Below are 25,992 nucleotides of genomic sequence, written 5' to 3' on the forward strand. Positions count from 1 at the left end.
CTTTTGGATCAAGCCAAAAGTAACAACAGACTATTCTTTTTGGAACTTCCGGCTCACCTTCAGCAAATTCGCCGTAAAAGAAACCACATTCTGCGCTTCCTGCACCATATTCAGATAGACCATGCTCACCTTCGTGCTGCCGCTCTGTCCCTGTATACGTTTCAGTTCTTCTTTCTTCAGAAGTGTCAGTTTGGCAAACAAATCCGTCGACTCATTTATCAGATCATCCATCCGATGATAGTCGTTGCTTTTGATCATAGCCGAGCAGCGGTTCAAGAAAGAGACGATGTTGCCGGTCATCTTTCCGAAGTCCTCCTTCTGCACCTCGCTCAACGGGCTGAAATGGTTATCGACATGCTCCTTGCCCGGTTCCGTCAGACGGCGGATGCTGAACACGATCTCGCTGGCAAAGTCATTTCCCTGATAATAGTACAGCCCCTTATCGATCGCAATATCATGTTCCAGTTGTGTTACTCCTAACGTGCCGACGCGTTTGACCTGTTTCAGGTAACTCTTCTCCTCCTCGATCGCACTCATCACCTTGCGGAGTTCGCGCAGGTTCTCGTCCATAAAGCCATGAACGGAGCGGTTGAAAGCATCGGAAGCAAAGTTCAGGACGTTGCACAGTTCGTCGCGGCTATGTTCGCGGAACAGGGAAAGAGCTTCGCGCTTATCGGTTGTCTCGCGCAGCTTGGAAATCGTGGAGTCGACCTCTTCCTGCATAGCTTCCTTCTTTATCTTTTTCCGATAAGTAAGATGGCTGCGGATCAGCATATAAACGGCAAGCCCGACCATCGCCGCCATAGCCGCAACCCCTCCGACATGGATCAACAGCGCCACAACGAAACAGATCGTAAAAGCAGCGCCGGCCGTAATGAACCAACCGCCGATCACGGAAAGCACACCCGTTATACGGTAGACGGCACTCTCGCGTCCCCAGGCACGGTCGGCAAGCGAACTACCCATCGCCACCATGAAAGCCACATAAGTAGTGGACAAAGGCAACTTCAAAGAAGTACCCACGGCAATAAGCAAACCTGAAAGCACCACATTGACAGAAGCACGTACCAGGTCGAAGCTCGCTTTATTCTCAAGAATAATCTCATTATTGTTAAAACGGCTGTCGATCCAATCTTTCACCCGCGGGGGCACGACACTCAAGATCGTAGTCGAAATATTATTGGAAGTGCGTACCAGCGTCCTTGCCACAGGCGAAGTCCCGAAGTTCTCGTTCCCTTCCGACTGTCGGGAAAGGTCGAGGGAAGTCTTTACCACATTGTGCGCCTTCTTTGAAGTGGTAAGCGCGATCACCATCACAAGCCCCGATCCCACTAAGAAATACCAGGGTGTCTTGGCCGGTTCGAGCAACGATTCCATCAGGAACGTATCGGTAGTTGTCGTTCCGCCCTGCGCCATCAAATCCATATAAGACGAATATCCGGCCAGCGGGACACCGATGAAGTTCACCAGGTCATTACCGGCAAAAGCCAGCGCCAACGCAAACGTACCCATCAGAATCACGACCTTGAAAACATTCACTTTCAACCAATATAGCACCTGCATCAGGATCGTGAAGAAGATAAACGCTCCCCACACCACCTTATCCGTATTCCCATAGATCAAATCCTTCAGGCCGCCTTCCATAAAAAAACTTCCTTTCAGGCCTTTGATCAGCATGAAATAAAGGATAGACGTGGCAGCCAGGCCAGCAAACAACCCGATGAAATAGCGCGCATGCTTCTTATAATTAAAGGTAAAGATCAAACGCGAAATATATTGTACCACCGCCCCGAAGAAAAAAGCTATCGCTACGGAAAGGAAGATACCGAGTATCACCGTAAAGGCCTTGTCGGTATTCAGCAGGTCGCCCAACTGAAGCATCCCGTTGGAATTGGCAATCTTGATCAATGAAATCGCAACCGTACCGCCCAGCAATTCGAAAACCAACGAAACGGTAGTCGAAGTGGGCATACCCAGAGAGTTAAAAATATCCAGCAACACCACATCGGTGAGCATGACGGCCAGCAAAATGCACATAATCTCCGAAAAGAAGAAATGTTGCGGCTGGTAAATCCCGTGCCTGGCAATGTCCATCATACCGTTGGAAAGCGAGGCACCGACAAAGATGCCGATTGCGGCAATCACCATAATTACTTTAAAAGATGCAGCCTTCGACCCGATTGCCGAATTCAAAAAATTCACCGCATCGTTACTGACCCCGACCGACAGGTCGAATACCGCCAGTACAAAGAGGAAAATGATCAGAAAGAGATAGAATGTCTCCATAATTGCTTGTTATGTATTTGGTTGCAAAGGTCTGAAACAAATATTACGCAAAAATGACATAGATGTTACAAACATATTACAAGGCTTATTATCCGCTTATAAGAACAGCCGAAGAAAAAATAATGTTACCGGACTAAGGGTTTTTCCCTATATTCGCGACTTTTATTATAAGAACATTGTTAATCTTGCTCACACTTGGGAGAGAATCGGGACGATATCATACATTGGGTTTGCGAAATGGCTCTGTCGGATTCACAAGCTGCTCTTAAATCGCTTTATATGACCTATTTCGGGCCGCTAATGCGATTTACGGGTATGTACGTCTCGTCGCCGGCAGAAGCCGAAGAAATTGTTTCCGATACCTTCTTAGCTATCTGGAACAACCGCAAGCAACTTCCCGGCATCTCCAATTTCGATTCATATATATATACGGTGGCCCGCCACAAAGCGATCAGCTATTACCGCAAACAGCACATGCAGCAGGTATCGCTGGACGAAATATCTATCGACCTTTTCACCTCGACCGAGACAACTCCCGAAGAAGACCTGATCAGCCGCGAAGGGATCAGACGCCTGAACCTCGCGATCGACTCGCTACCTGCCAAGTGTAAGATGGCTTTCAAACTCGTCCGCGAAGACAAGCTCAAATATAAAGAAGTGGCTGCCATCCTCGACATCTCCGTCAAAACACTGGAAGCACACTTAGCAAATGCCGTCCGCAAACTGCGGGAAACACTTGCCGACGACACACAACTGTAAACTCCTGACAAGAGGGGACTGAATGTTTCAACGGTGGAACTTCCAGTTTCATGCAGTGAAACTCGGAGTTTCATTGCTTGGAACTTGGAGTTTCACTGCATGAAACTTTTTGGAACTCCTGCAACTTTTTTTCAGTCCGACTAAGGGTATTTCTCCTTCCCTGCGACTATACATATAGAAACACACAGAATGGAAAATAGAATAAACCATATAATCGCACGTGTCCTGAGCGGGGAAAGTTCTTCGGATGACATCCTTTCGTTAAGCGAATGGCTGAACGAAAACGAAAAGAACCGGGATGAATTCCGGCGGCTAAAGAATTACTGGGATGCGGATGTCGCTTTCAAACATTCCGTCGCCCCTGCTTTCTCGGCCGACAAACTGCTCCGGCAGATCGATCTCCAGGACAAATGCGCCAGAGAGAGACAGTTATGGAACAGATTTACTCCTCTGATTGCGGCAGTCACCCTGCTGTTTATCTTCTCGACTGCGTTCTTCCTCTATCATACAAACAACCATGTTGCAGAATATTACACCTTGCTGACAGACGAACATAAGTCTAACTTTACGATGGAAGACGGAACTGTCATCACCTTAAACAAGAACAGCCGTCTCAGCTATTCCGATACATACGGAAAAAACAGCCGCAACGTCAAATTGGAAGGTGAAGCCTATTTCGAAGTGGCAAAAGATTCAGGCAAGCCCTTCCAGGTAGAGATGAACGGCGCCTCTATCGTTGTTTTAGGCACGCATTTCAATGTAAAAGCGGATGCAAAAGCCGATGATATCACGGCAACACTTGTGGAAGGTTCCATCCGTTTCAAGGGTGCGAAACAGAATATCGTGATGACTCCGAACCAACAGCTGACTTTTAGCCGGTCGACAAATAAGGTTGATATCAAGCATGTCGATACGGATCCTTTCACTTCTTGGAAAGACGGCCTGTTGAAATATAAATCGATCCCGTTCATCGAGCTTATCGAAGAGCTTCAAGCGACCTATAAAGTGGAAATCCGGATCGACAGCGGGGAATTGATGAAACCGGCCGTAACCGTTTCCGGAACCTTCAGCGAGGAACAGAGCATCGAGCAGATCCTGAAAGTAATTTCCCGCAGCCTGCCTATCCGGTGGCACAACAGTGACGGAGTTTATTATATCCAATATGCAACACTTAAAAGATAATGCCTATGAAGTAGCACCAGCGTTAACCTAAAAAACCGGTCATACCCGAAAGTACAACCGGTTTAAAGTCTTTAAATTTAATGTTCCGCTCCGTCCGCTCCGCGACCAAACATTGTGGATGAAGCGAATTATCAATCTTTAAATCAGTACAAAAATATGGAAAATGTTTCGTATTACAAGCCTTTCTTACCCAAAGGCTTAAAAAAACTTGTTACAATTATGAGAATCACGGTTATCTTACTATTCGTGGCTCTGTTCCAGGCAGTAGCTGTGGAATCGTCTTATTCCCAATCTGCTACTGTATCAGTCAAAGCAGAGCAAATGTCCCTCACCGACCTGTTCTCCCAGATAGAGAAACAGAGTGAATTCCTTTTCTTTTATGTGGATGAGGAGGTGAAAAACGTCAAAGTCAGCGTCCAGGCAACAAACAAACAAATCAACGAAGTCCTATCGCAAGCGTTAGCTAATACGGATCTGACCTACACGATCCATGATCGTAACATCAACATTACCCGGAAAGCATATGCCGCCCAGCAAAAGCAGACCAAACGTATCACCGGGAAAGTGACCGACGCAGACGGCGAACCTATTATCGGAGCAAACGTTGTCGAAAAAGGAACCACCAACGGTATTATCACCGACGCGGAAGGTAATTTCGATCTAAACGTTACGCCCGCTTCCATCCTGCAAATTTCTTACATCGGGTACATGACACAGGAAATTCCGATCGGAAGTAAAAATATGTTCAGCATCAAACTTGCTGAAGACTTACAAGGGCTTGACGAGGTGGTAGTCGTAGGTTACGGTACACAAAAAAAAGCAAACCTGACAGGTTCCGTTACATCCGTATCTATGAAAGATATGACCAAACGTCAGGTTGGTCAAACCTCAATGGCCCTACAGGGCCTCATTCCGGGTGTTGCCATCACGCAACGCAGCGGACAGCCGGGTGCCGACGGAGGAAATATCAGCATTCGCGGTAAAACGACTTTGAACAATAACGACGCCCTGATCCTGGTAGACGGAGTCGAGATGGGCATTAATGATATCGATCCGTCGCTAATCGAATCTATCTCCGTATTGAAAGATGCGGCCTCTTCTGCCATCTACGGTTCACGTGCCGCCAACGGCGTTATCCTGATCACTACGAAACGGGCTGAAGCAGATAAATTTACCGTTTCATACAACGGTTATGTCGGTTGGCAAAGTGCTATCGACCTTCCCAACAAAGTCGGGGCCATAGACCATATGTTGATGACAAATACGGCCTATACCAATATCGGTAAATCACCTCTTTATTCAGATACTTACATCGACGAATATCGCCAGGGTATGTTGACTGACCCGGACCGCTATCCCGATACGGATTGGTATGACGAATGTTTGACTAACAGCGGTTTGATGCAAAATCACTTCGTCACATTGAGCGGCGGTTCAAAACGAATCCGTACAAATGCCAGCTTCGGCTATATGGACCAGCAAGGTATCATCGAAAACTCCAATTACAAACGTTATACCTTCCGCATGAATACGGATATGGATATTTCTTCTACCTTATCCGCCCGTATTGATGCACATTTGAATATGATCGACCAGAAAGAACCGTCCAGAACGGATGCTTTCCACTGGATGAGCCGTATTCCCGCCATCCAGGCCGGCGTCCTCAGCACAGGACAGTGGGGTGAAGGTTGGAACGGTGACAATCCGATCGCTTTCACGAACGACGGAGGTTTGAAGAAACAACGTAAACCGACCGCTGTTGTTAATGTTGCATTGAACTACCAACCGTTTGAGTGGTTGACTTTCCAGGGTAACTATGCAGCCAATTACTGGGAAAACCATACATCTGATTTCAGAAAAGTGGTTCAGACTTACAAATACGACGGCTCCCCTTATTACCGTTCTCCACAAAAGAGTACGCTGAACGATCAGACATCGAGAAACCTGAGAAACCTGTTGACTGCCTCCGCTACATTCGACAAACGGTTTAATGATCACGGCATAAAAGCAATGGTAGGTTACCAACAGGAAGACCACCGCTATGACATGCATAAAGGCTATCGTGAGAACTATGCATTCCCTGATTACCCGGTATTGGATGCCGGTGGAGAAGAAAATCAGAAAGCATACGGCAATTCCTACGAATGGTCTTTGCGCTCTGTTTTCGGACGTATCAACTATGACTATCAAGGTAAATATCTGTTCGAAGCCAATATGCGTTATGATGGTTCTTCTCGTTTTGCAGAAGGGAACAAATGGGGTATTTTCCCTTCAGTATCTGCCGGATGGCGTATATCGGAAGAAGCCTTTTGGGAACCGATCAAAAACGTTGTCGACAACCTTAAATTCAGAGCTTCATGGGGACAACTGGGTAACCAGAACGTAATGAATGCCGACAATTCAGCCATCGATCCCTATCCATTCTCCTCAAATGTGAACCTGGACACGAAATATGTATTCGACAAAACAATATCATCCGGTGCCGCAATCACGAATATGGCAAACAGAAAAATCACGTGGGAAACTACGACTTCTACCGACATCGGTATCGATGCAACACTGTTCGGTAAGCTGAATATCACCGCCGATTATTTCTATAAGGTGACCGACGACATTTTGATGAAACTGAACGTGCCTCTTATCATCGGTATGAACGCACCGTCTCAAAATGCAGGTAAGATGGAAAATAGAGGTTGGGAAGTTTCACTTAGTTATGCCGACCAGGTAGGTGACTTCAACTATCGCGCATCTTTCAACATTTCTGATGTACGCAACAAGATTCTGGATATGAAAGGCGTAAACCAAACAGGTTTGACAGTTAACCGCGAAGGGCACGAGATGTACTCCATTTATGGTCTGGAAGCTATCGGTTATATCCAACCGGAAGATTACGATGCAGAAGGGAACTATTTAGGGGCTACCCAGTATGGTAACTTCGGTCCCGGCGATATCAAATACAAAGATCAGAATGGTGACGGTGTTATCAATACTTCCGACTACAAGATCATCGGTGGAACAATTCCACGTTATACCTTCGGCTTGTCACTCTACGGAGATTACAAAGGATTTGACCTGAGTATGTTATTGCAGGGAGTCGGAAAAGCCGACGGCTATATCAACGGACAAGGCATCCAGACTTTCATCGAAGGCGGTACGGTTCAGGAACAGCATAAAGATTACTGGACTCCAGAGAACAGAAACGCTAAGTTCCCACGTTTGGCATTCAACGAAACAAACAATATGCAGAACTCCTCCTTTTGGATGAAGAATGCAGCTTATGTTCGTTTGAAAAACATACAATTGGGTTATACACTTCCTAAGAATGTCATAAGAAAAACTCCAATCTCTTATTTGCGTTTCTATGTAAGTGGTGACAACCTGTTGACAATAGACAGTTTTTGGGATGGATTCGATGTTGAAGCTCCTATCGGTAATGGCGGTTATTATCCGCAATTAAAGACGATCAGCTTCGGTGTAGATCTTAAGTTCTAATGTTCAACCTTTAAATTAATTCTGAAAATGAAAAAAGTAATATTATATGTAACTGCCGTATGTTCTGCCCTATGTATGAATTCGTGTAGTGACTATCTGGATAAAAATCCGCTAAACTCTCCTTCGGACCAGACTTTTCTGGCGACCGAGACAGAAATGCAAATGGCTCTGGCTTCTTGCTATTCGACATTATGGACAGATTGGGAAAGCATGACGTTCTTTCTGTCGCTTGATGAGGCATCTGATATTGGATATGACCGCAATACCAACGCTATGCAAGCTATTGCACAAGGAGCTGCGGATGCCAATAGCAGCCTTGCCAAAGATTATTGGAAAGCATTTTATTCCGGTATCTCAAAATGCAATTACCTGATACAAAATATGGAAAGAGGAGAAGCGAATGTGGCTACCGCAACCTATGCGCAGATCAAGGCAGAAGCCCGTTTTCTGCGTGCCCTCTATTATTCCTATTTAATAGAACTATATGGAGACGTTCCGCTTATTACGGAAGTATTGACACTTGAAACAGGGCAGCAGCCACGGAATCCGAAAAGCGACGTTGTAGATTTTATTCTGAAAGAATATACAGAAGCCGCCGCTGATCTTCCCTCTACCAACAATCCGACCTCCGGGCGTGCAACTAAAGGTGCTGCCTTGGCTTTAAAAGCGAGAACAGCTCTATACAACGAGCGCTGGCAGGATGCAATTTCCGCATCACAGGCAGTTATGGCAATGGAAGGGACGGAGTATGCCATCGAAGACGAATATCCAAAGCTTTTCAGATATGAAGGCCAAACATCGAAAGAAGTTATCTTCTCCGTTCAATATTTGTTAGGAACGAAAGTCCACTCCTTGTATCGTCTTTTCGGTTCACGTAATGCATTGGCGCATACGAATAAGAAACCGGCTTACCAGTTGGCTGATTCCTGGGAATGTACAGATGGGAAACAGATAGACGAATCTCCTTTGTTTGATCCGAAACATCCGTATAAGAACAGAGATCCCCGCCTGGAATATACTTTAGCTGTTCCCGGTTCTGAATTTTTAGGATTCCAGTTCGAGACTCACGGCGATAGTGTAAAATGTTGGAATTACATGACAAATAAACGTGTGGACAACCTGGAAGCTACTCATGCTTATGCGACATTTACCGGTATTTGCTGGCGCAAATATGCCAACATAGAAGATAAAGACGCGTTGAATGACTGCGATATGAATACGATTCTGATCCGTTATCCGGAAGTCTTGCTGACGTATGCCGAAGCAAAGATAAAAGCGGGAGAAATCGATGCATCCGTTTTGGAAGCCATCAATAAAGTTCGCCAGCGTCCGTCTGTCAAGATGCCGCCGATTACGACCACCGATCCGAATGAACTGTTCTATGCAGTTGCCCGCGAACGCAAATATGAGTTTTCAGGTGAGGGCTTGCGCCTGTTCGATATTCGCCGTTGGAAAATTGCCGAGACAGTAATGAACCTGCCTCTTTTAGGAAGGATGAAGAAGTCTTATCCGGATAAGGCACCGCGTATTGATGAATGGGGCACGGCGTTTTATGAAGGTATTCCTATTGCTGAGAGCGGTGAGTCGGCAGACTTCAAGATGCGTGTCGTAGATATCCGTAAATTCGACAAGAACAGAGACTATTTATGGCCGATTCCATATATCGAAAGACAAACGAACCCGAATCTGACTCAGAATCCGAATTACGAATAAATTCGTCTCTCTATACTTATTACCCGGATGTGACATCATTTTTAATAAAAGCATATCACATCCGGGGTAATTTCCCGATCCCGGGATCACTTATTCTTTTTTGAACTTATCAATAAAATAATCACATGAAATATCAAATACTCTTTCTTATTTTTTGTGTTTCCCTATTCTCTTGCCAATCCGGAAAAGAGGACAGCCAGACTTCTGTCAAAGAAGTGGACATCTGTATTTACGGGGGAACATCTGCAGGCGTTGTAGCTGCTTACTCTGCAAAAAAAATGGGTAAATCCGTGCTGCTGGTAGAACCCGGTAAATATCTGGGAGGCATGACGACCGGTGGTCTCGGTATGACGGATATCGGGAACAAATATGCGGTTACAGGGCTGGCCCGGCTTTTCTACCGCCGCATAGGAGAGCATTACAATAAATTCGAACAATGGACTTTTCCGCCGAGTGTTGCGACTGCAACTATGGATCGCTTTGTGAAAGATGCGGATTTGGATGTCCTGTATTACCGTCGTATAACAAATGCCCGGATGCAAAATAAAAGGATAGAAAGCATCACATTGGAAGACTCCCGGCAACCGGACGGGAAACCTTTGATACGGGTTAAAGCCAAACAGTTCATCGATTGTTCGTATGAAGGAGATCTGATGGCAAAAGCCGGCGTTTCCTATTTTGTAGGACGTGAAGGAAACGAAGAACAGGATGAAACACTTAATGGAGTTCAGATGTCTTTCTGGCATCAATTCCCGGACGGAGTCGATCCGTACCTGAAAGAGGGAGATCCTGCCAGCGGCTTATGTTGGGGAATCCAACCCAATACATTGCAGGAAAGGGGAAGCGGTGATAAACTCGTACAAGCATACAATTTCCGCCTCTGCCTCACTGACAATAAAGAAAATCAGCGGCCATTTGAAAAGCCGCTGAACTATGATCCCGCCAAATATGAACTCTTGGCACGCGCCATTCGTAAAATGGATTTGCATATAGACAATTATCTCCTATTCAACTGGGGAATGATGCCGGACAATAAATATGACGTGAATAACCGCGGTCCCTTATCGACCGATATGATCGGTATGAACTACGAATACCCCGATGGCGACTATGCAACCCGGGAAAGGATCTGGCAGGAACATGTCGATTACACAAAAGGACTGCTTTACTTCCTTACACACGATGAAAGAGTTCCAGCGGAACTACGCCACCAGGTTTCCAGGTTCGGATGGGCGAAAGATGAGTTTGTCGATAATGATAACTTCCCCACTCAGCTATATGTACGTGAAGCCCGCCGCCTGAACGGCGAATATATCATGACACAAAAAAATTGCCAGGGAGAAGAAACGGTAGGAGATGCAATCGGAATGGCAGCCTATGGGATGGACTCCCACAATTGCCAGCGTATTGTTACGAACGGAATGGTAAAAAATGAAGGAGATGTCGAATACCACGGCTTTCCCCCCTACCCGATTTCGTATAAAAGCATCACGCCCAAGCGCGAAGAATGTACCAACCTATTGGTTCCCGTATGTGTCTCTGCCACCCATATCGCTTTCGGATCGATCCGGATGGAGCCGGTATTTATGGTGCTCGGACAATCGGCAGCCGTAGCATCGGCGTTGGCAATCGAGGACAATACCGATGTCCAAAAAATAGATGTAACCAAGCTACGGAGAATCCTCAAAGAGAATCCTTACTTAGACGGTTCGACTCCCGAAATATTGGTCGACGACAGCGATATCGACAAAATAGAAAGAGCCGGACACTGGCAAAAGAACTTTGGAGCCCATTACAAAAACAGCTACTTAAAGTCGGCAAATAACAAAAACGATTGCTCTTTCACCTTCATGCCAGTGATCAAAAAAGGAGGCGCATACGAAGTATTCTTCTACTGCACAGCTCTTCCCGACCAGGAAATGCCCGAAGTCATGGCCTTCGACATTACAGGCAAAGAGGGCGTCAAGCAAGTCGAGATATCTCCCCGATCACACAAAGGCTCCTGGGTAAGCTTAGGCACATACGCTTTTGAAAAAGGTTGTTGGAACTCTTCCGTCAGGATTGACGGAGGCCGTTCGAAGGGAGCTTTATTTGCCGATGCCATTATATTAGTTCCTGCAAAATAAAATTCTTATCTTTATGGCTCCCATAAAGACCAGTATAAAAAGGAAATACCATGATTACACGACGTAATTTTTTAAAAGTAACAGCGGCCGGGGGGGCATTAGCCTCTTTAGGCAATGTAACGGAGGCGAGAGCCACGATACAGATGGCCGTTCCCGATGAAGCCTTCTGCCATGAAGGACCGCGTAAGATACCGGTGATTAGCGAAGTAGACCTTGTAGTCGCCGGCGGAAGTTCGCGCGCCATTGCCGCAGCCGTCGCGGCAGCGAAAACAGGCAGCCGGGTATACTTAGTAGGCTATATGCCTTATTTGGGTGAAGATATATGCGGTTCGCACCTATATGAACGGAATGAAACCGAAAAACTTCAGACCGCTCTTGCCCGCAAACTCTTTCCGGGGAAAAGTTTTCCGGCTCCGCTTCATATAAAGAAAACTTTGGAAGACGAATTGATCGACAATGACGTTCAGTTCCTTTACAGCAGTTATGTAACGAACGTGCTGACAGACCCGTCCGGTAAACTTGCGGGAGTTGTGATCGCGAACCGTTCGGGCAGGCAGGCTATCCGTTGCAAAACAATCATAGATGCGACACACAATGCCTCCGTTGCCGGACTATCGGGGGCGGAACGCAAACCTTTCACCCCCGGTATGCAAGAATACAGCTATACCGTTGTAGGAAATACCAAAAAAGAAGCACCTGAAATCGTCCTGGCCGAAGAATTGTCCCAGCCCATCAAAGTTGGAGATAAAAGCTATCCGGTCACCCGCTATACGTTCCGTTTGCCGATTAAGGACGACACGTATGCTTCGTTGGCGGAGGCCGAACAGATCATCCGCAGCCAGACATGGGATATCGAGCAGGTCGATAGCTCGGATCTGCTCTGGTACATTCCGAAACAGACGATTATAAGCGAGAAGGCATATAACGGAGACCCGATTTCCCTGCGAAAGCTACCGATGCAGGCATTCAAATCAAAAAATATCGCAAACCTGTGGGTACTCGGTCCCTGCGCCGATATATCGAGGGAACTGGCGGCAAAAGTGATGCGGCCTGTCCCGGCCATGTTCATAGGAGAGATGATGGGCGAAATAATTGCCCGGCAGATAAAAGATATACCCGTACCGGCCCAGGCCACCGTCCGCCAGCCCAAAGTGAATGCTTCGAACTATGGGCAAACAGGCGAACTGCTCTCCCCGCTCCGCCCCTCCCTGCAAAAAGGATTCGTCGACTCTCCGGCAGGTGCGCTCCCGGTCCTGGGCAGCTACGATGTGGTTGTGATGGGAGGCGGTACGGCCGGTGCTTCAGCCGGAATATCCGCAGCGAAACAGGGAGCCGACACATTGGTATTGGAATATCTTCACGGACTTGGCGGATTGAGCACATTGGGGATGATCGGAGTCTATTGGGACGGGTTCCGGGGCGGATATACCGCCCATATTGACAAAAGCGTCTTGGCCATGGCCCCCAAAGACCATCCGAGGCAGCCAAAAGGGGAAGGACGTTTCCCCGCCGACTGGAAAATGGAATGGCACCGCAAGGAACTGCTACAGGCAGGAGGCAAACTCTGGTTCGGCGTGATAGGATGCGGGGCGTTGACAGAAGGCAACCGGGTAAAGGGCGTTGTCGTCGCCACTCCCTTCGGTAGAGGCGTCATATTATCGAAAGTCTTGATAGACAGCACAGGAAGTGCAGACATAGCGATTGCCGCCGGCGCATCATTCGACTATACAGGCAAAAAAACAATAGCCGTGCAAGGAGCCGGAACCGGCAAATGGGCCCCGGGAGACTATTACAACAACAACGACTGGCTCTTCGTCGACGATACGGACATCCTCGATATCTCGCGCGCCTTCATCCAGGCCAAGACAAAACTGCAAGGGCAGTACGACTTGGTCAAAATGCCCCAGACACGCGAGCGCCGCCGGGTGATCGGCGATTATATCATTTCGGTATATGACGTAATCAACCACCGGCGTTATCCTGACACTATTTCTTACCACAAAAGCTCGTTCGACACACACGGGATGATTATCGACCCGCTCTTCATCCTGAACCCGCCGGAAAAACGGCATATGATCTACGACGCGGACGTTCCGCTGCGCAGTCTTCTGCCAAAAGGCCTGGAAGGAATCCTGACAACCGGTCTCGGGGCAAGTGCACATCGGGATGCCATGCCGGTGATCCGTATGCAGCCCTGCCTGCAAAACCAAGGGTATGCAGTCGGCTATCTTTCCGCCCAATGCGTCAAAGAAAATAAATCTCCGCGCAAGATAGACATCAAAAAGGTGCAGCGCCACTTAGTCGAGATCGGAAATCTTCCTGAACGGGTCCTGACGGATAAGGAGTTTAAAGGGTTCAGTAATTCCCAGATGAAGAAAGCCATCGCCAGTGTGACGGATAATTATAAAGGGCTCGAAATATTGCTGACCGACCCCGAACGTTGCATACAGCTTGCCGGCAAACAGATCGCCGCAGCCACTATGCCGGAAGAGAGGGTGATCCTCGCCAGCATCCTCTGTATCTTAGGACAAGGGAAACACGCCCCGGTACTGGCTGAAGCTATCCGCCAATATAAGGACTGGGACGAGGGCTGGCACTATACCGGAATGGGACAATTCGGTATGTGCCTCAGCCGCTTGGATGCCCTTATCACCGCATTGGGAAACGCCCGCGACACATCCGCCCTTCCCGCCGTACTGGAGAAGGCGGAGAAGCTGGAGCCGGAAGACTATTTTTCCCATTTCCGTGCCGTCGCGATGGCAACGGAGGCTATAGGCAGCCGGGAGGCAGTCTCCCGACTGGCAGCCATGCTCACAACACCGGGAGTACGGGGACATTCGATCCTTTCCTACGCCGAAGCGCGCAGCAAAGCCGTTCCCGACCTCAATGACACGTCCACCCGCAACCTCGCATTGAAAGAATTACACCTGGCAAGGGCCCTTTACCTCTGCGGGGACCAGGACGGTATCGGGGAAGATGTGCTTCGCCGATATGCCGACGGCCTGCAAGGCCACTATGCACGTTATGCAAAAGAAATATTAAACAGTAAATAATACTTTATGAGAAAGAAAACACTTATACTCTCCCTCCTCTTGGCCTGTGCCGGCGCTTTCGGCCAGACGTCTTACGACCTGGTGATCGTCGGCGGAAATCCCGGAGGGATCATGGTAGCCATCTCGGCCGCACGTATGGGGAAAAAATCAGTGATACTCGAGCGCACCCGCTATGTCGGCGGACTGCCCGCGAATGGGCTTGGGGCGACCGACATCGCTACACGCGCCGCAACAACCGGATTGTTCCGCGAGTTTGTCGATGGAGTGAAACAATACTATATCGACACATACGGAGCAAACTCCGAACAGGTAAAAGTATGCAGCGACGGCTACCACTTCGAACCTTCTGTCGGAGCACGAATCTTCAAAAAGATGCTCGACGAGCAGAAAGATAAAATTACAGTCCTCACCATGCGCCAGTTCGATGCCGAAGACGAAAACATAGTCATGCGCGACAACCGCATCGAAAAGATCCGCATCCTGAACCGGGAAACCGGGGAGACGGAAGAATATACCGGTTCCATATTCCTCGACGCCACCTATGAAGGCGACCTCGGAGCGACCGCCGGAGTCCCCTTCCGCGTAGGCCGCGAAGGGAAAGACGAATTTAACGAGCCGGGAGCCGGTCGTGTCTACAAATATTGGGGCGGACCGGAGGGGGACGGCAGCACGTTCAAGGAAGACAATGCCGTGCAGTCCTACAATTACCGCCTCTGCCTGACCAATAATCCGAAAAACCGCGTGCCCTTTGCAAAGCCCGCCCGTTATAACCGCGAAGACTATGCCACCATCGTGGAGGATGTCTGGACCGGACGCAATACGGATGCCGCCATGCAACACGTCACATCCGAAATGATGGAAGAGAACCGGAAGCATATCAAGGCCGGCAATCCTTCCAAGCTTCCGGGTGACAAATGGGGGATCGCCAAGATCACCAACATCGTTCATGTCCCGAACATGAAGACGGACGCCAATAACCAGCACGGCGTGTTCGTCTCCACCGACCTGCCGGAAGAGAACTGGCCTTGGCCCACCTCTTCGTGGGAATGGCGCGATAAATTCGCCCGACGTCTGCGCGAATATACCGAAGGCCTCTTCTGGTTCGCCCAAAACGACCCCGAACTGCCTGCCCACTTCCGCAAAGCAGCAAAAGAATGGGGCCTTTCGAAAGACGAATATACGGACAACGGCCATTTTCCACGTCAGGTCTACGTTCGCGAAGGCCGGCGTTTCGAAGGCGCATACTTCTTCACCGCCAACGATGCCCTCCCGGTAACGATCGGCAGCCGCCCGCCTATCCACGAGAGCAGTATAACGGCCAGCCATTATGCACTGGACTCGCACGCCGTACGGAAAAGAGAAAAGGGAAGGGTACATTTGGACGGCTTCCTGAGTTATCCGTCGGCCGTCTATACAGTGCCCTACGGCGTGATGGTTCCGAAAGAAGTGGACAACCTCCTGCTGCCCGTCCCCGTGTCGGGTTCGCATATCGGATTCTCCACCCTGCGCATGGAGCCTTGCTGGATGGCGATGGGACAGGCGGCCGGCATCGCTTCAGCCCTTTCGATCGACAGCAAGGTGAAGGTGCAGAACATCGACCTCTCCCGCCTGCAGGACAAGCTGATCGACCAGAAAGCGACGCTTATCTATTTCAAAGATGTGGACAACACAAGCCCTCGCTTCCGTATGGTGCAATATTTAGGGCTGCGCGGCTACCTCCCCGAATGGAATGCCCGTTTGCTGGAACCGGTGGATGCGGCGACTCTCGCCGCCTGGAAAAAATTAAGCGGAGAAAGCCTGCCGGGCGTTGAAGCCGGGAAAACGACAAGGCTGGCGGCGTTGGAAATGATCTATCGGAAAATAAAATAAAACAGGCTCGACACCGTAAATTGACAAAATAATCGTTTTTTACATTTTCCGGCGGCCGGAAAGTGATAAATTTCTTTTTTTATTACTTTCCGGCCGCCGGAATATAATATATTTCTCTTTTTTTCTACTTTCCGGCCGCCGGAAAATGATATATTTCTTTTTTTTCTACTTTCCGGCGGCCGGAAAATAACATATTTCTTTTTTTCCTACTTTCCGGCGGCCGGAAAATGACATATTTCTTTTTTTTTCACTTTCCGGCCGCCGGAAAATGATATATTTCTTTTTTTTCCACTTTCCGGCGGCCGGAAAATAACATATTTCTTTTTTTCCTACTTTCCGGCGGCCGGAAAATGACATATTTCTTTTTTTTCTACTTTCCGGCGGCCGGAAAATAATAAATTTCTTTTTTTAGACATAGACGGCCGCCGTCTAACAACAAAAATCATTTTTTATTGCCGGACGGCGGCCGTCTTCTATCCTTATCAAAAATATAAACCCGGAATCTATGGCTTACAGTAGTTCAAAACCTCCAAATTACGGATCGAGCTTCTGAAATCCCCTGCTTTTTCCAATGGGAATACCAATGTGCGGACGTACCGCATCGAATCTTTCCCTCCATTGAAGTAACGTTTCTGGATATCCAAGTCTTCTTTCAGTTTGCCGTCGATGTATAGCCGCGTGGATTTCTCGTCACCGGTAATCGTTACCGAGGCAGTCTCCTCGGGATAAAACCGGTAGTTGAAGGTATTCAGGTAGCCATCCCGGATAAATCCCAACTTACCGGAAGCCGGATCGGACAGGTAAAAGACAGCATCCGGCGAACGGAACAACTCGGTTCCCTTTTCTTCATCAGCCGCTTTGATATCGAATGAGACGGTATAGTGGTAGCCGATCTCTTTCAATCCCGTCTCCATTCCCGGTTTCAAGGTTTCAAGGTTGTAGACTGCACGAGGCTTCGTGCCGATACGTCCGGCTACGTTCACGCCCGGGGCTTCGCTGACCGACATCCGGGCGCTGTTGAATTCTTCATACGGGACGGAGCAATCCTTCCCTGTCCACATCTTGACGGCCAATGTTTGCATGGCGGGGAAAACGCGGTAATGGATATCCTTCGTGCTGATGCCGTTACCTGCATGATCGTTCCAAACGGCAAACATACCGCCTTTGATCTGTTTGTGTTTTTCAGGGAATACCTCTTTTCCGATGTGGGCGGGTGTCCATTCCTTATAAAGCATTTCCGTATTCAGGTAATCGTAATAATAGCCTGCTGCGGGAACGATATACAAGTAGCCGTCGGGGATGCTGATCAGGTCATATCCCTGTTTGATCATCTCTTTGGGATCGGCGTAACCGTTATACCAGGCGCTCATCAGTACGTTTTCAGACTTGACAGGTGTCTCGCCCTTCGCGTGCGTCAAGGCTCCCCAGACACAGGCTTGCTTGCCGAAACTTTCCACGAAACGGATGTAGTGGTCGGTGAAAGCACGGAATTTTTCTACCACATCCTGCTTCTTATTGGAATATTCGTCCGTGCCGATATGGACACGCTTGCCGGCGAAGACCGGATTACGTCCTTCTAAGTACTCACGGAAAAGGGCGTCTACAAATTCGTAGGTTTCGGGCTTGAACAGGTCGAGGTGATCCATGCCATACTCTTCGCTGCCGATCTCCGGCTTATATTGCGTAAGTGCAAGGGAGTGGGCGGGGACATCTATCTCGGGGATGATCTCCACACCCAAGCTGTCGGCAAGTTGCTGGAGGGCGATAAATTCCTTTTTCGTATAATAGCCGTCGCGGGCGGTCAGTCCGGGGAAGGTTTCGCATTCGAGGCGGAAAGCCGAATAGGTTTTGTTCCAGTCGTGACTATAATATTGCTTGAAGGCATTATCGTTCAGGTGGATTTGGAAGGTGTTCATCTTGTAGTATGCCATCATCTTCACATAATCGCGCAACATACTCATCGGGATGAACTTGCGGCCGCAATCCATCATAAAGCCACGGATCGCATAGTCGGGATAATCGCGTGCCGTCCCTTTCGGAAGGGCCTGGTCGCCCTGCTGTTCGGTCAGTTGGAGCAACGTACGGGTAGCCCAGTACAGCCCCTTGCTTTTAGGAGCGGTCAGGGTGACGCGGTCGGTGATCTTCATCGTATAACCTTCATCCCCGAGCCGCCTGTCTGCCGAAAGCGACAAAACGAAGTCGCCTGCAGCCGCACGGCCTTGCACGACCTTCATCCGGCGGCCGAACATTAGCGCGTAGTCTTCGGCAAACTGATTGGCGACGCGGGCTACGGCCGGGTCTTTTCCGGTATACACGATTCGGGACGTTGCCGTAGGCGTAAACATTCCCTGACTGCCTCTCCATTCCTGTAATTCAGGGATGACGAACGGTTTCTTGTTGTTCGCGGCGTCTGCCTTCGCAGGCAATAACAATAGAGCTGCCGATAGCAGCCAATAGAGTTGTATCTTCATAGATATTTGAATTAAAATGTGACAAAGATATATAAAAAAACGGGCGTTTCTGATTGATTTATTACTTTTGCACCTAAAATCATTTTAATGAGTTACAATTGGAACACACGGACGGAACTTTTGTTAGGCGCCGACTCTATCGAACGGTTGGCACATAGTCATGTGCTGGTGGTAGGATTGGGTGGCGTGGGGGCTTATGCAGCCGAACAGATATGCCGGGCTGGAATCGGCCATATGACGATCGTCGACGCCGATACGGTAAACGAAAGCAATATCAACCGCCAGCTGCCTGCCTTGCATTCCACGTTGGGGATGCCGAAAGCCGAAGTCGTAGCCCGTCGCCTGTTAGATATCAATCCCCGGATGAAACTAAGCGTCCTCAACGAATTCTTGCGCGATGAACGGACGGAGGAGGTGCTCTCCGCGACCCGGTATGATTTCGTTATCGATGCGATCGACTCGCTCAGCCCCAAAGTATTCCTTTTGTATCACGCCTGTAAGAAGGGAATCCCTGTCGTCTCTTCAATGGGCGCCGGGGCCAAGATGGACCCGGCTTTAGTCAGGATTGCGGATATATCGAAGACCTGCAACTGTGGTCTGGCGAAAGCGGTACGCAAAAGGTTACGCGGGCTGGGTATAAATAAAGGGATTCCGGTTGTCTTCTCCACAGAGATCGCCAATCCGGATGCCATCATAGAGGTAGAGGGCGAGCAATGCAAACGAACGACGACCGGAACGGTTTCCTATATGCCGGCGATCTTTGGATGCTACTTGGCCTCTTATGTTATTAACCGGTTGAAAGCTGAAAATTGAAAAGGGAAAGTGATTCTTGTCCTTTTCAACTTTCAACTTTCAACTTTCAACTCTCAACTGATATGATACAAACAGAAGGAATAACAAAGAGCTTCGGCTCCCTACAGGTCTTGAAAGGAATCGACCTGACGATAGGCGAAGGCGAGATCGTAGCGATTGTCGGTCCGAGCGGAGCGGGGAAAACGACCCTGCTGCAGATCATCGGGACGCTCGATGCTCCGGACAGTGGCAAACTATATATAAACGGGACTGAAACTGTCCGTCTTTCGGAAGAAAAGCTGGCGGCTTTCCGTAACCGGAACATCGGCTTCGTCTTCCAGTTCCATCAGCTTCTCCCTGAGTTTACCGCCTTGGAGAACGTGATGATCCCGGCCCTGATCGCCCGTGAAAAGCCGGCCGCGGCGGAGAAAAGAGCGAAGGATATCCTCGACTTCATGAATCTCTCCGACCGGATGTCCCACAAGCCTAACGAACTTTCGGGCGGCGAGAAGCAACGCGTAGCGGTTGCCCGTGCGCTGATCAACAAACCGTCCGTTATCCTTGCGGACGAGCCGTCGGGTAGCTTGGACACCAAAAATAAGGAAGAATTGCACAAGCTCTTTTTCGACCTGCGCGATCAGATGCACCAGACATTCGTGATCGTCACACATGACGAGCAGTTGGCAACCGATACGGACCGCGTGATCCATATCAAGGATGGAGTTGTTCAACTCTAATTGACAATTAATTAAACTATTCTCTTCATGACAGACAACAGAGTCACATTCGGTAGCAAGCTCGGGGTTATCCTGGCTACCGTAGGATGCGCCGTGGGACTGGGAAGTATCTGGCGTTTCCCCTATATGTTAGGAACGAACGGCGGTGCCGCATTCCTGCTTATTTATATTCTTTTCATGATATTCTTAGGTATTCCGGTGATGGTAACCGAATTCTTCATCGGCCGGTACTCCCGCAGCAATACGGTCGGTTCGTTCAAGAAGATGGCTCCCGGGACAAAGTGGTGCTGGATCGGATACAACGGTATCCTGGCTGCCTTCCTGATCCTGGGTTTCTATGCGGTCGTTTCGGGCTGGACACTCGAATATGTCTGGCAGACGGTGAACGGCAGCCTTTACAGTACGCCGGGGGTGGATTTTACTGCCGACTTCGACGACTTCTCTTCCAATGCGCTACGGCCGATCTTCTGGACTGCCGTGTTTATCGGGCTGACGCATTTCGTGATCGCTTCGGGTGTGGAGAAAGGGATCGAGCGGGCTTCCAAGATCATGATGCCGCTCCTGTTCCTGATCCTGGTCGTGATGTGCATACGTTCCGTCACGTTGCCGAATGCAGAAGCGGGTTTATTATACCTGTTCAAGCCGGATTTCAGTAAACTGACTTCATCCGTCGTACTGAGTGCCGTCGGGCAGGCTTTCTTTTCGCTGAGCCTCGGCATGGGGTGCCTGATCACCTACTCTTCCTATTTCGGTAAAGACACCAATATGCTGGCTACGGCCTGGCAAGTGACGATCATCAATACTTTTGTAGCAATCTTGGCAGGGATCATGATCTTTCCGGCTGTCTTCAGCTTCGGGATCGCCCCGTCCGCCGGCGCCCAATTAGTATTCATTACGTTGCCGAACGTGTTCGAGCAGTTGCCGTTCAGCAGCATGTGGTCGCTCATCTTCTACATCTTGCTGGCGATGGCGGCGCTGACTTCCACCATTTCCCTGCATGAAGTAGTTACGGCTTATATCCATGAGGAGTTCCATATGACGCGGAAGAAAGCGGCCTGGTTTGTATCTGCCGGCGTTTTATTCTTAGGGGTTCTCAGTTCCCTCTCGTTCGGGTTGCTGAAAGAATTCACAATAGGCGGCCTGATCTTTTTTGATGCGTTGGATTACCTTACGGCCAAGATTATGTTGCCGCTGGGGGGAATGTTGACCTGCATCTTCGTCGGGATACGTGTCGACAAGAAGATCCTGAAAGCCGAGCTGACCAACGAGGGAACGATCAAGTTCCGCCTCTTCTCCGTTTATGTCTTCTTCATGAAATACGTCTCCCCGATCGCCATCGGCATCGTATTCCTGAACGAACTCGGCCTCCTCAACCAATTGAAGAAACTATTCTAAAATAAACCTGTAAGTTCCTTGCATATCGGCAGGGAACTTATACCTTTGTGAAACAATATTCATTTAATAATAATTGCCTTATGGAAATCAAAACCATTAAAAAAAAGAGAGCGGTATCTTCCAGGAAAATAACAGGAAATCCATTTCCGACATGGAAAGAAATGCTGCAGATAAGAGAAGAAAGAACTTCCCGCTACGGATTCGACCCTGCCACCGAAAGCGGAACGCTTTCCACCGAACAGCTAACGAATATGATTCGTGAAGCCGAACAGGGACCTTTCTATACACTTGAAGACGGCAAACGAATGATGCAACAATGGAGGGAACAAAGGCTAAACCGGTAATCGCCTCTTTGCTTTTTTATTCATCAGTCGACCAAATCTTTATATATGGAAAAGAAAACTTCGGTGAAAGATCAGCAATCCAATACGAGAACCTTATATTTGAAAAAGTACGGCAATTAGCGACAGACTACTTGCTACATGCGGAATATCCTTATCTTCCGACAAAAGATAAACGATATAGAAGGATTGTCCTTCCGGCCCACCTCATCGTCTACCGTATAACGGCTAAACAAATCGAAGTATTAGACATTATACACCAGGCGCAGAGCATCTCCCAAACAAAACGATTACGAAATATCAAACCATAAACAGATGCGACTATGAACTGGCGCGACCTTCTCTATTTCTCCAAAGGCGAGCGGAGGGCACTGACTTTGCTCCTTTGCCTCATCGTCATTTCCTGGATTTTATTGCTTTGGACGGACACGAAACGGATGCCTGTCGATTCGCAGACGGATGCCTACCGGATGGAAAACCGACCGGCATCGGGCGAAAGACGGATAATCACCGGGAAAGATACATCCGGAAGGGAAACAAATATCATCCGAAAGGAATCCGGATCCCATCCGAATGGAACTAAAAACACCCTTAAAGGTAAAAATTCCGCCCGTGCGGGTAGCACCTCCTACCCTACAGGGAAGAAATGGAAAGCATATACCCCTTACCCCCGGACGGAAAAGTACACGGCTGGAACCCTCGTCGAACTCAACACCGCCGACACCATGATCCTGAAAAAAGTCCCCGGCATCGGCAGCACCTTCGCCCGACGGATCGTGAAATACAGGGAACTCTTAGGCGGCTTCTACGATGTCAGCCAATTGGCGGAAGTGTACGGGATCGACGAAGAACGCTATCAGACCCTCGCCCCCTGGTTCATCGCCGACACGCTCCACATACGCCGGTTAGAAGTCAACACCTCGTCTGCCGCCGACCTCCGCAAACATCCTTACATAGACTACCGCCAGGCGAAAGCGATCGAACAGCTCCGGAAACAAAAAAGCAGGCTCTCCGGGTGGGAGAACCTGCAACTGATAGAAGAATTTACAAATACGGACAAGAAACGGCTCATACCGTACCTGTCATTTAAGTAAACTTTAAAACGCAACTTGTGTCATCACGGGGAAATGATCCGACGGGAAACGACCGTACTGCATATCGTTGAGAACAGCATACTTCTTCACCTTCGTCCCCTTTGTCACCCAGATATAATCGATGCGGTTCTTCATCTCGGAATCCGTCTTGAAGCTGTTGTAAGTGCCTTCCGTACCGTAGCGCGGCTGTTCGCTCAGGTCGTAAGAGTCCAGCAACAGGCCATCGGAAGCCAACGTCACCACCGGTTCGTCGGTCGGGACGGCATTGAAGTCTCCCGTCGCAAAGACCGTCGCATCCGTCCCGGCAATCTGCCTGATCCGGGCAATCAGCAGCTTGGAGGATTCCCGGCGTGCCACCCGGCCCTGATGGTCGTAATGGGAATTGAAGAAATAGAACACGTTGCCGCTCTCTCTGTCGCGAAACTTTCCCCAGGAACAGATCCGGTTGCAACAGGTGGCATCCCAGCCTTTGCCCGGAACATCGGGTGTCTCGGAGAACCAAAAGTTCCCCTTGTCCAACAGATCGAAACGGCCGGTCTTATAGAAGATGGCGGAGTGTTCGCCCGCATCCTCCCCGTCATCGCGTCCGGCGCCGATATAGGCATAACCGTCCAGTTCGGCAATTCCGTCCAGCATGTGCTTAAACCCCTCCTGCGTCCCGAAGATATCGAAATCATGGAAGCGGATCAGCCCTTTCACCATCTCCTTGCGGTTCGGCCAGGCATTCACGCCATCCTTCTCCGTGTCCATACGGAGGTTAAAGGTCGCCACATTCAGTTCACTCTCCCCGACAGCAACCTGCCGGGATTCTTTCATGGCCCATGACTGGAGTAAAACTGCCAGCAGGAGGACCGAAACAAATACACTTGTCGTCTTTATCATATCCTTATCATTTATCGATTACACATTTACCAACCCGGATTTTGTTTCAGATTAGTTGTCCCGTCAGGTAATCTCGCATTATTGATAGCCGATTGCGGAATCGGATAGTAATACTGGCGGCCATCGCTATACCAGATACGCGGATCATCGTCTGACCAGGTCAGGTTACCCGAAGTCGCCCCGGTCAATCCCTGCTGCGTGCCCACTCCTACCGAAACTGGCGTACAAGAAGCAGGCAGCCCGGTCGGTTTCTCTCCCTTATAGAAGATCACGTCCGGCGTACCGTCCTTGTCAAGGTCCATCTGGACATTCAAGGCGGGGACATAGATGCCGGTCCAACGCATCGTCATCAGCTCGCCACGTTTCCAACGTTTCAGGTCAGTGAAACGGAAACCCTCCAAAGCCAGTTCGATGGAACGCTCACGGCGCACTTCGAGGATGACCGGGTCGGAAATATTCGGGAAATAGTTCTGCTGGAAATATACATCAATCCGGGTCGGTTTGGCAGAAAGGCCGCCGGTGATACCGGCACGTGCACGCAGCACACCGACCGTATTCGCCCAGTCCGCATCCGTCAATGTACCCAACTCAGCTTTTGCCTCGGCATAGTTCAGCAGGACTTCGGCATAACGGAACAACGGGATCGCATTCGTATTCAAAGCGCCGGCATCGTATTTCGAATCATCCAACGTGTACTTGATCGGTTGGTAACCCGTATAAGAATAGCCGTTGAAGTTAGGAGCGGCAGGCGCCCCGTCGCGTTCATATCCCGGTATGCGGATCGTCTGGGCAAGGCGTGCGTCACGGTTCTGGCATTCGTCGTAGAACTCCATCGTCTCGTAGCCGGCACGGTCCGTAAACGGTGTCCCGTCCGTATTCAGGAATGTATTGACGAATGTACGGATCATACTGAAACGCGCCCCGTACGTACCCGAAGTCCACCACCAGTTAGCCTCGCCCAACACGGCCAGCCCGGCATCGGCGCAGCTCGCCAACATCACTTCTCCGGTAACCGGCTTGTCACTGATGAACAGTGAGCGGAAAGAAGCATCCGTACCCTCACCCGTATAAATGGAGTACCCGCTTTCCTTCATTACTGCTTCGGCTGCACGGACAGCCTCCTGATACCATTCGTCGGCCGAACCGGTCAATCCCAACTCCGTATGATACTTGCGGAAAGAAGCCTCGAAAAGACAAACACGGGATTTCAATGCATAAGCCACCCATTTCGTCACCAACGAACCGGTCTCGTCCTTCGTCCGCGAGATATTCTCACAAGCGAAGTCCAGGTCTTCCAACACATGATCCATCACCGTCGTACGGGAATCGCGGGCGGCATACAGCTGCTCATCATCGACTCCCAGCGTACGGTCTATCCAAGGCACATCGCCGAAACGCACCACCATCTTATAGTAGAAAAAGGCGCGGAAGAAGCGGGCCAGGCCGATATAGTTGTTACGGACCGTCTCATCGACAGCCTCATTCGTACAGTTCTCAATGAAGTAATTGATGTTGCGCAGATTGCTCCACGACCATCCGTCGCTCAACTCGGCCGAGTAAGCCCCTTCGCGGATAAAGTTGTCGAAGCTGGTCACCGCCCCATAGTCGCACATGGCATCCTGCTTGAATCCATCTCCGACAGAAGGGAGCAAGTCATAGAAAGAATAAGAATATGTTTCCAACCCTTTCTCAGTCCGGAAGATCGTGTCCTTGTCCACAGAGGCCTGTGGCAGCTCGTCCATCGAACAAGAAGAAAGGAATAAACAGGCAGTTACAAAAGAATATATAATTCGTTTCATG

The 25,992-nt window shown here is 49.3% G+C and carries 17 protein-coding genes; 13 read left to right on the forward strand and 4 right to left on the reverse strand.

All coding sequences use genetic code 11. The features are described from left to right. Nucleotides 1-30 precede the first annotated feature (30 nt). Entirely contained in the window at nt 31-2,286 is a 2,256-nt protein-coding gene (locus ACPYIV_RS15055; RefSeq protein ID WP_425883795.1) for an inorganic phosphate transporter, read from the reverse strand. 195 nt (nt 2,287-2,481) lie between these two features. On the opposite strand from ACPYIV_RS15055, the gene ACPYIV_RS15060 reads away from it, so the two are divergent. The 7 genes from ACPYIV_RS15060 to ACPYIV_RS15090 all read left to right on the forward strand — a co-directional run bounded on the left by ACPYIV_RS15060 (nt 2,482) and on the right by ACPYIV_RS15090 (nt 16,480). Continuing rightward, on the forward strand, nt 2,482-3,045 hold the full coding sequence (locus ACPYIV_RS15060) for an RNA polymerase sigma-70 factor (protein WP_293733223.1): 564 nt from the start codon (nt 2,482-2,484) through the stop codon (nt 3,043-3,045). 189 nt (nt 3,046-3,234) lie between these two features. Then, nucleotides 3,235-4,227: a FecR family protein gene (locus ACPYIV_RS15065; RefSeq protein ID WP_301704464.1), complete on the forward strand. Its 993-nt coding sequence runs from the start codon at nt 3,235-3,237 to the stop codon at nt 4,225-4,227. A 219-nt stretch (nt 4,228-4,446) separates the two neighbouring features. Further along, a complete protein-coding gene (locus ACPYIV_RS15070; protein WP_425883797.1) occupies nt 4,447-7,719 on the forward strand; it encodes a TonB-dependent receptor in 3,273 nt (1,090 codons plus the stop codon). Between the two features lie 27 nt (nt 7,720-7,746). After that, the gene (locus ACPYIV_RS15075; RefSeq protein WP_293740046.1) at nt 7,747-9,432 is read left to right on the forward strand and encodes a RagB/SusD family nutrient uptake outer membrane protein; all 1,686 of its coding nucleotides are present in this window, start codon (nt 7,747-7,749) and stop codon (nt 9,430-9,432) included. Between the two features lie 125 nt (nt 9,433-9,557). Further along, complete coding sequence (locus tag ACPYIV_RS15080) at nt 9,558-11,558, forward strand: FAD-dependent oxidoreductase (protein WP_425883799.1); 2,001 nt, start codon at nt 9,558-9,560, stop codon at nt 11,556-11,558. A 50-nt stretch (nt 11,559-11,608) separates the two neighbouring features. Further along, complete coding sequence (locus ACPYIV_RS15085) at nt 11,609-14,611, forward strand: FAD-dependent oxidoreductase (RefSeq protein ID WP_425883801.1); 3,003 nt, start codon at nt 11,609-11,611, stop codon at nt 14,609-14,611. A gap of 6 nt (nt 14,612-14,617) precedes the next feature. Next, the gene (locus ACPYIV_RS15090; protein ID WP_425883803.1) at nt 14,618-16,480 is read left to right on the forward strand and encodes an FAD-dependent oxidoreductase; all 1,863 of its coding nucleotides are present in this window, start codon (nt 14,618-14,620) and stop codon (nt 16,478-16,480) included. 503 nt (nt 16,481-16,983) lie between these two features. On the opposite strand, the gene ACPYIV_RS15095 is transcribed toward ACPYIV_RS15090, so the two are convergent. Next, the gene (locus tag ACPYIV_RS15095) at nt 16,984-18,951 is read right to left on the reverse strand and encodes a family 20 glycosylhydrolase (RefSeq protein ID WP_425883805.1); all 1,968 of its coding nucleotides are present in this window, start codon (nt 18,949-18,951) and stop codon (nt 16,984-16,986) included. Between the two features lie 87 nt (nt 18,952-19,038). Between ACPYIV_RS15095 and ACPYIV_RS15100 the strand changes: the two genes are divergently transcribed. The 6 genes from ACPYIV_RS15100 (at nt 19,039) to ACPYIV_RS15125 (ending at nt 23,310) form a co-directional block, all read left to right on the forward strand. Then, the gene (locus ACPYIV_RS15100; protein ID WP_301704471.1) at nt 19,039-19,764 is read left to right on the forward strand and encodes a tRNA threonylcarbamoyladenosine dehydratase; all 726 of its coding nucleotides are present in this window, start codon (nt 19,039-19,041) and stop codon (nt 19,762-19,764) included. A gap of 62 nt (nt 19,765-19,826) precedes the next feature. Then, nucleotides 19,827-20,480, forward strand: a complete 654-nt coding sequence (locus ACPYIV_RS15105) for an ABC transporter ATP-binding protein (protein WP_425883807.1) — start codon at nt 19,827-19,829, stop codon at nt 20,478-20,480. A gap of 27 nt (nt 20,481-20,507) precedes the next feature. Beyond that, nucleotides 20,508-21,875, forward strand: coding sequence for a sodium-dependent transporter (locus ACPYIV_RS15110; RefSeq protein WP_425883809.1), 1,368 nt, complete (start codon nt 20,508-20,510; stop codon nt 21,873-21,875). A 161-nt stretch (nt 21,876-22,036) separates the two neighbouring features. Beyond that, nucleotides 22,037-22,219 carry a hypothetical protein gene (locus ACPYIV_RS15115; protein ID WP_425883811.1) on the forward strand — a complete coding sequence of 61 codons (183 nt, stop codon included), beginning with the start codon at nt 22,037-22,039 and terminating at the stop codon, nt 22,217-22,219. After that, nucleotides 22,192-22,527: a type II toxin-antitoxin system RelE/ParE family toxin gene (locus ACPYIV_RS15120; protein WP_363317885.1), complete on the forward strand. Its 336-nt coding sequence runs from the start codon at nt 22,192-22,194 to the stop codon at nt 22,525-22,527. Before ACPYIV_RS15115 ends, ACPYIV_RS15120 begins: the two co-directional genes overlap by 28 nt. A gap of 12 nt (nt 22,528-22,539) precedes the next feature. Next, on the forward strand, nt 22,540-23,310 hold the full coding sequence (locus tag ACPYIV_RS15125) for a helix-hairpin-helix domain-containing protein (RefSeq protein WP_425883814.1): 771 nt from the start codon (nt 22,540-22,542) through the stop codon (nt 23,308-23,310). Nucleotides 23,311-23,313: 3 nt separating this feature from the next. On the opposite strand, the gene ACPYIV_RS15130 is transcribed toward ACPYIV_RS15125, so the two are convergent. Next, nucleotides 23,314-24,192: an endonuclease/exonuclease/phosphatase family protein gene (locus tag ACPYIV_RS15130; RefSeq protein ID WP_425883816.1), complete on the reverse strand. Its 879-nt coding sequence runs from the start codon at nt 24,190-24,192 to the stop codon at nt 23,314-23,316. Between the two features lie 26 nt (nt 24,193-24,218). Further along, nucleotides 24,219-25,991 (reverse strand): RagB/SusD family nutrient uptake outer membrane protein, encoded by a 1,773-nt coding sequence (locus tag ACPYIV_RS15135; protein WP_425883818.1) that lies wholly within the window; start codon nt 25,989-25,991, stop codon nt 24,219-24,221. Nucleotide 25,992: the final 1 nt, after the last annotated feature.

The organism is Parabacteroides vesiculifaciens (genome assembly GCF_049860805.1).
In the GTDB taxonomy this organism is placed as follows: Bacteria; Bacteroidota; Bacteroidia; order Bacteroidales; family Tannerellaceae; genus Parabacteroides.

Coding starts and splice junctions, on each gene's coding strand:
- ACPYIV_RS15055 (WP_425883795.1), bottom strand. CDS start 2,286: ATGGAGACATTCTATCTCTTTCTGATCATTTTCCTCTTTGTACTGGCG.
- ACPYIV_RS15065 (WP_301704464.1), top strand. CDS start 3,235: ATGGAAAATAGAATAAACCATATAATCGCACGTGTCCTGAGCGGGGAA.
- ACPYIV_RS15070 (WP_425883797.1), top strand. CDS start 4,447: ATGAGAATCACGGTTATCTTACTATTCGTGGCTCTGTTCCAGGCAGTA.
- ACPYIV_RS15075 (WP_293740046.1), top strand. CDS start 7,747: ATGAAAAAAGTAATATTATATGTAACTGCCGTATGTTCTGCCCTATGT.
- ACPYIV_RS15080 (WP_425883799.1), top strand. CDS start 9,558: ATGAAATATCAAATACTCTTTCTTATTTTTTGTGTTTCCCTATTCTCT.
- ACPYIV_RS15085 (WP_425883801.1), top strand. CDS start 11,609: ATGATTACACGACGTAATTTTTTAAAAGTAACAGCGGCCGGGGGGGCA.
- ACPYIV_RS15090 (WP_425883803.1), top strand. CDS start 14,618: ATGAGAAAGAAAACACTTATACTCTCCCTCCTCTTGGCCTGTGCCGGC.
- ACPYIV_RS15095 (WP_425883805.1), bottom strand. CDS start 18,951: ATGAAGATACAACTCTATTGGCTGCTATCGGCAGCTCTATTGTTATTG.
- ACPYIV_RS15100 (WP_301704471.1), top strand. CDS start 19,039: ATGAGTTACAATTGGAACACACGGACGGAACTTTTGTTAGGCGCCGAC.
- ACPYIV_RS15105 (WP_425883807.1), top strand. CDS start 19,827: ATGATACAAACAGAAGGAATAACAAAGAGCTTCGGCTCCCTACAGGTC.
- ACPYIV_RS15110 (WP_425883809.1), top strand. CDS start 20,508: ATGACAGACAACAGAGTCACATTCGGTAGCAAGCTCGGGGTTATCCTG.
- ACPYIV_RS15115 (WP_425883811.1), top strand. CDS start 22,037: ATGCTGCAGATAAGAGAAGAAAGAACTTCCCGCTACGGATTCGACCCT.
- ACPYIV_RS15120 (WP_363317885.1), top strand. CDS start 22,192: ATGGAGGGAACAAAGGCTAAACCGGTAATCGCCTCTTTGCTTTTTTAT.
- ACPYIV_RS15125 (WP_425883814.1), top strand. CDS start 22,540: ATGAACTGGCGCGACCTTCTCTATTTCTCCAAAGGCGAGCGGAGGGCA.
- ACPYIV_RS15130 (WP_425883816.1), bottom strand. CDS start 24,192: ATGATAAAGACGACAAGTGTATTTGTTTCGGTCCTCCTGCTGGCAGTT.
- ACPYIV_RS15135 (WP_425883818.1), bottom strand. CDS start 25,991: ATGAAACGAATTATATATTCTTTTGTAACTGCCTGTTTATTCCTTTCT.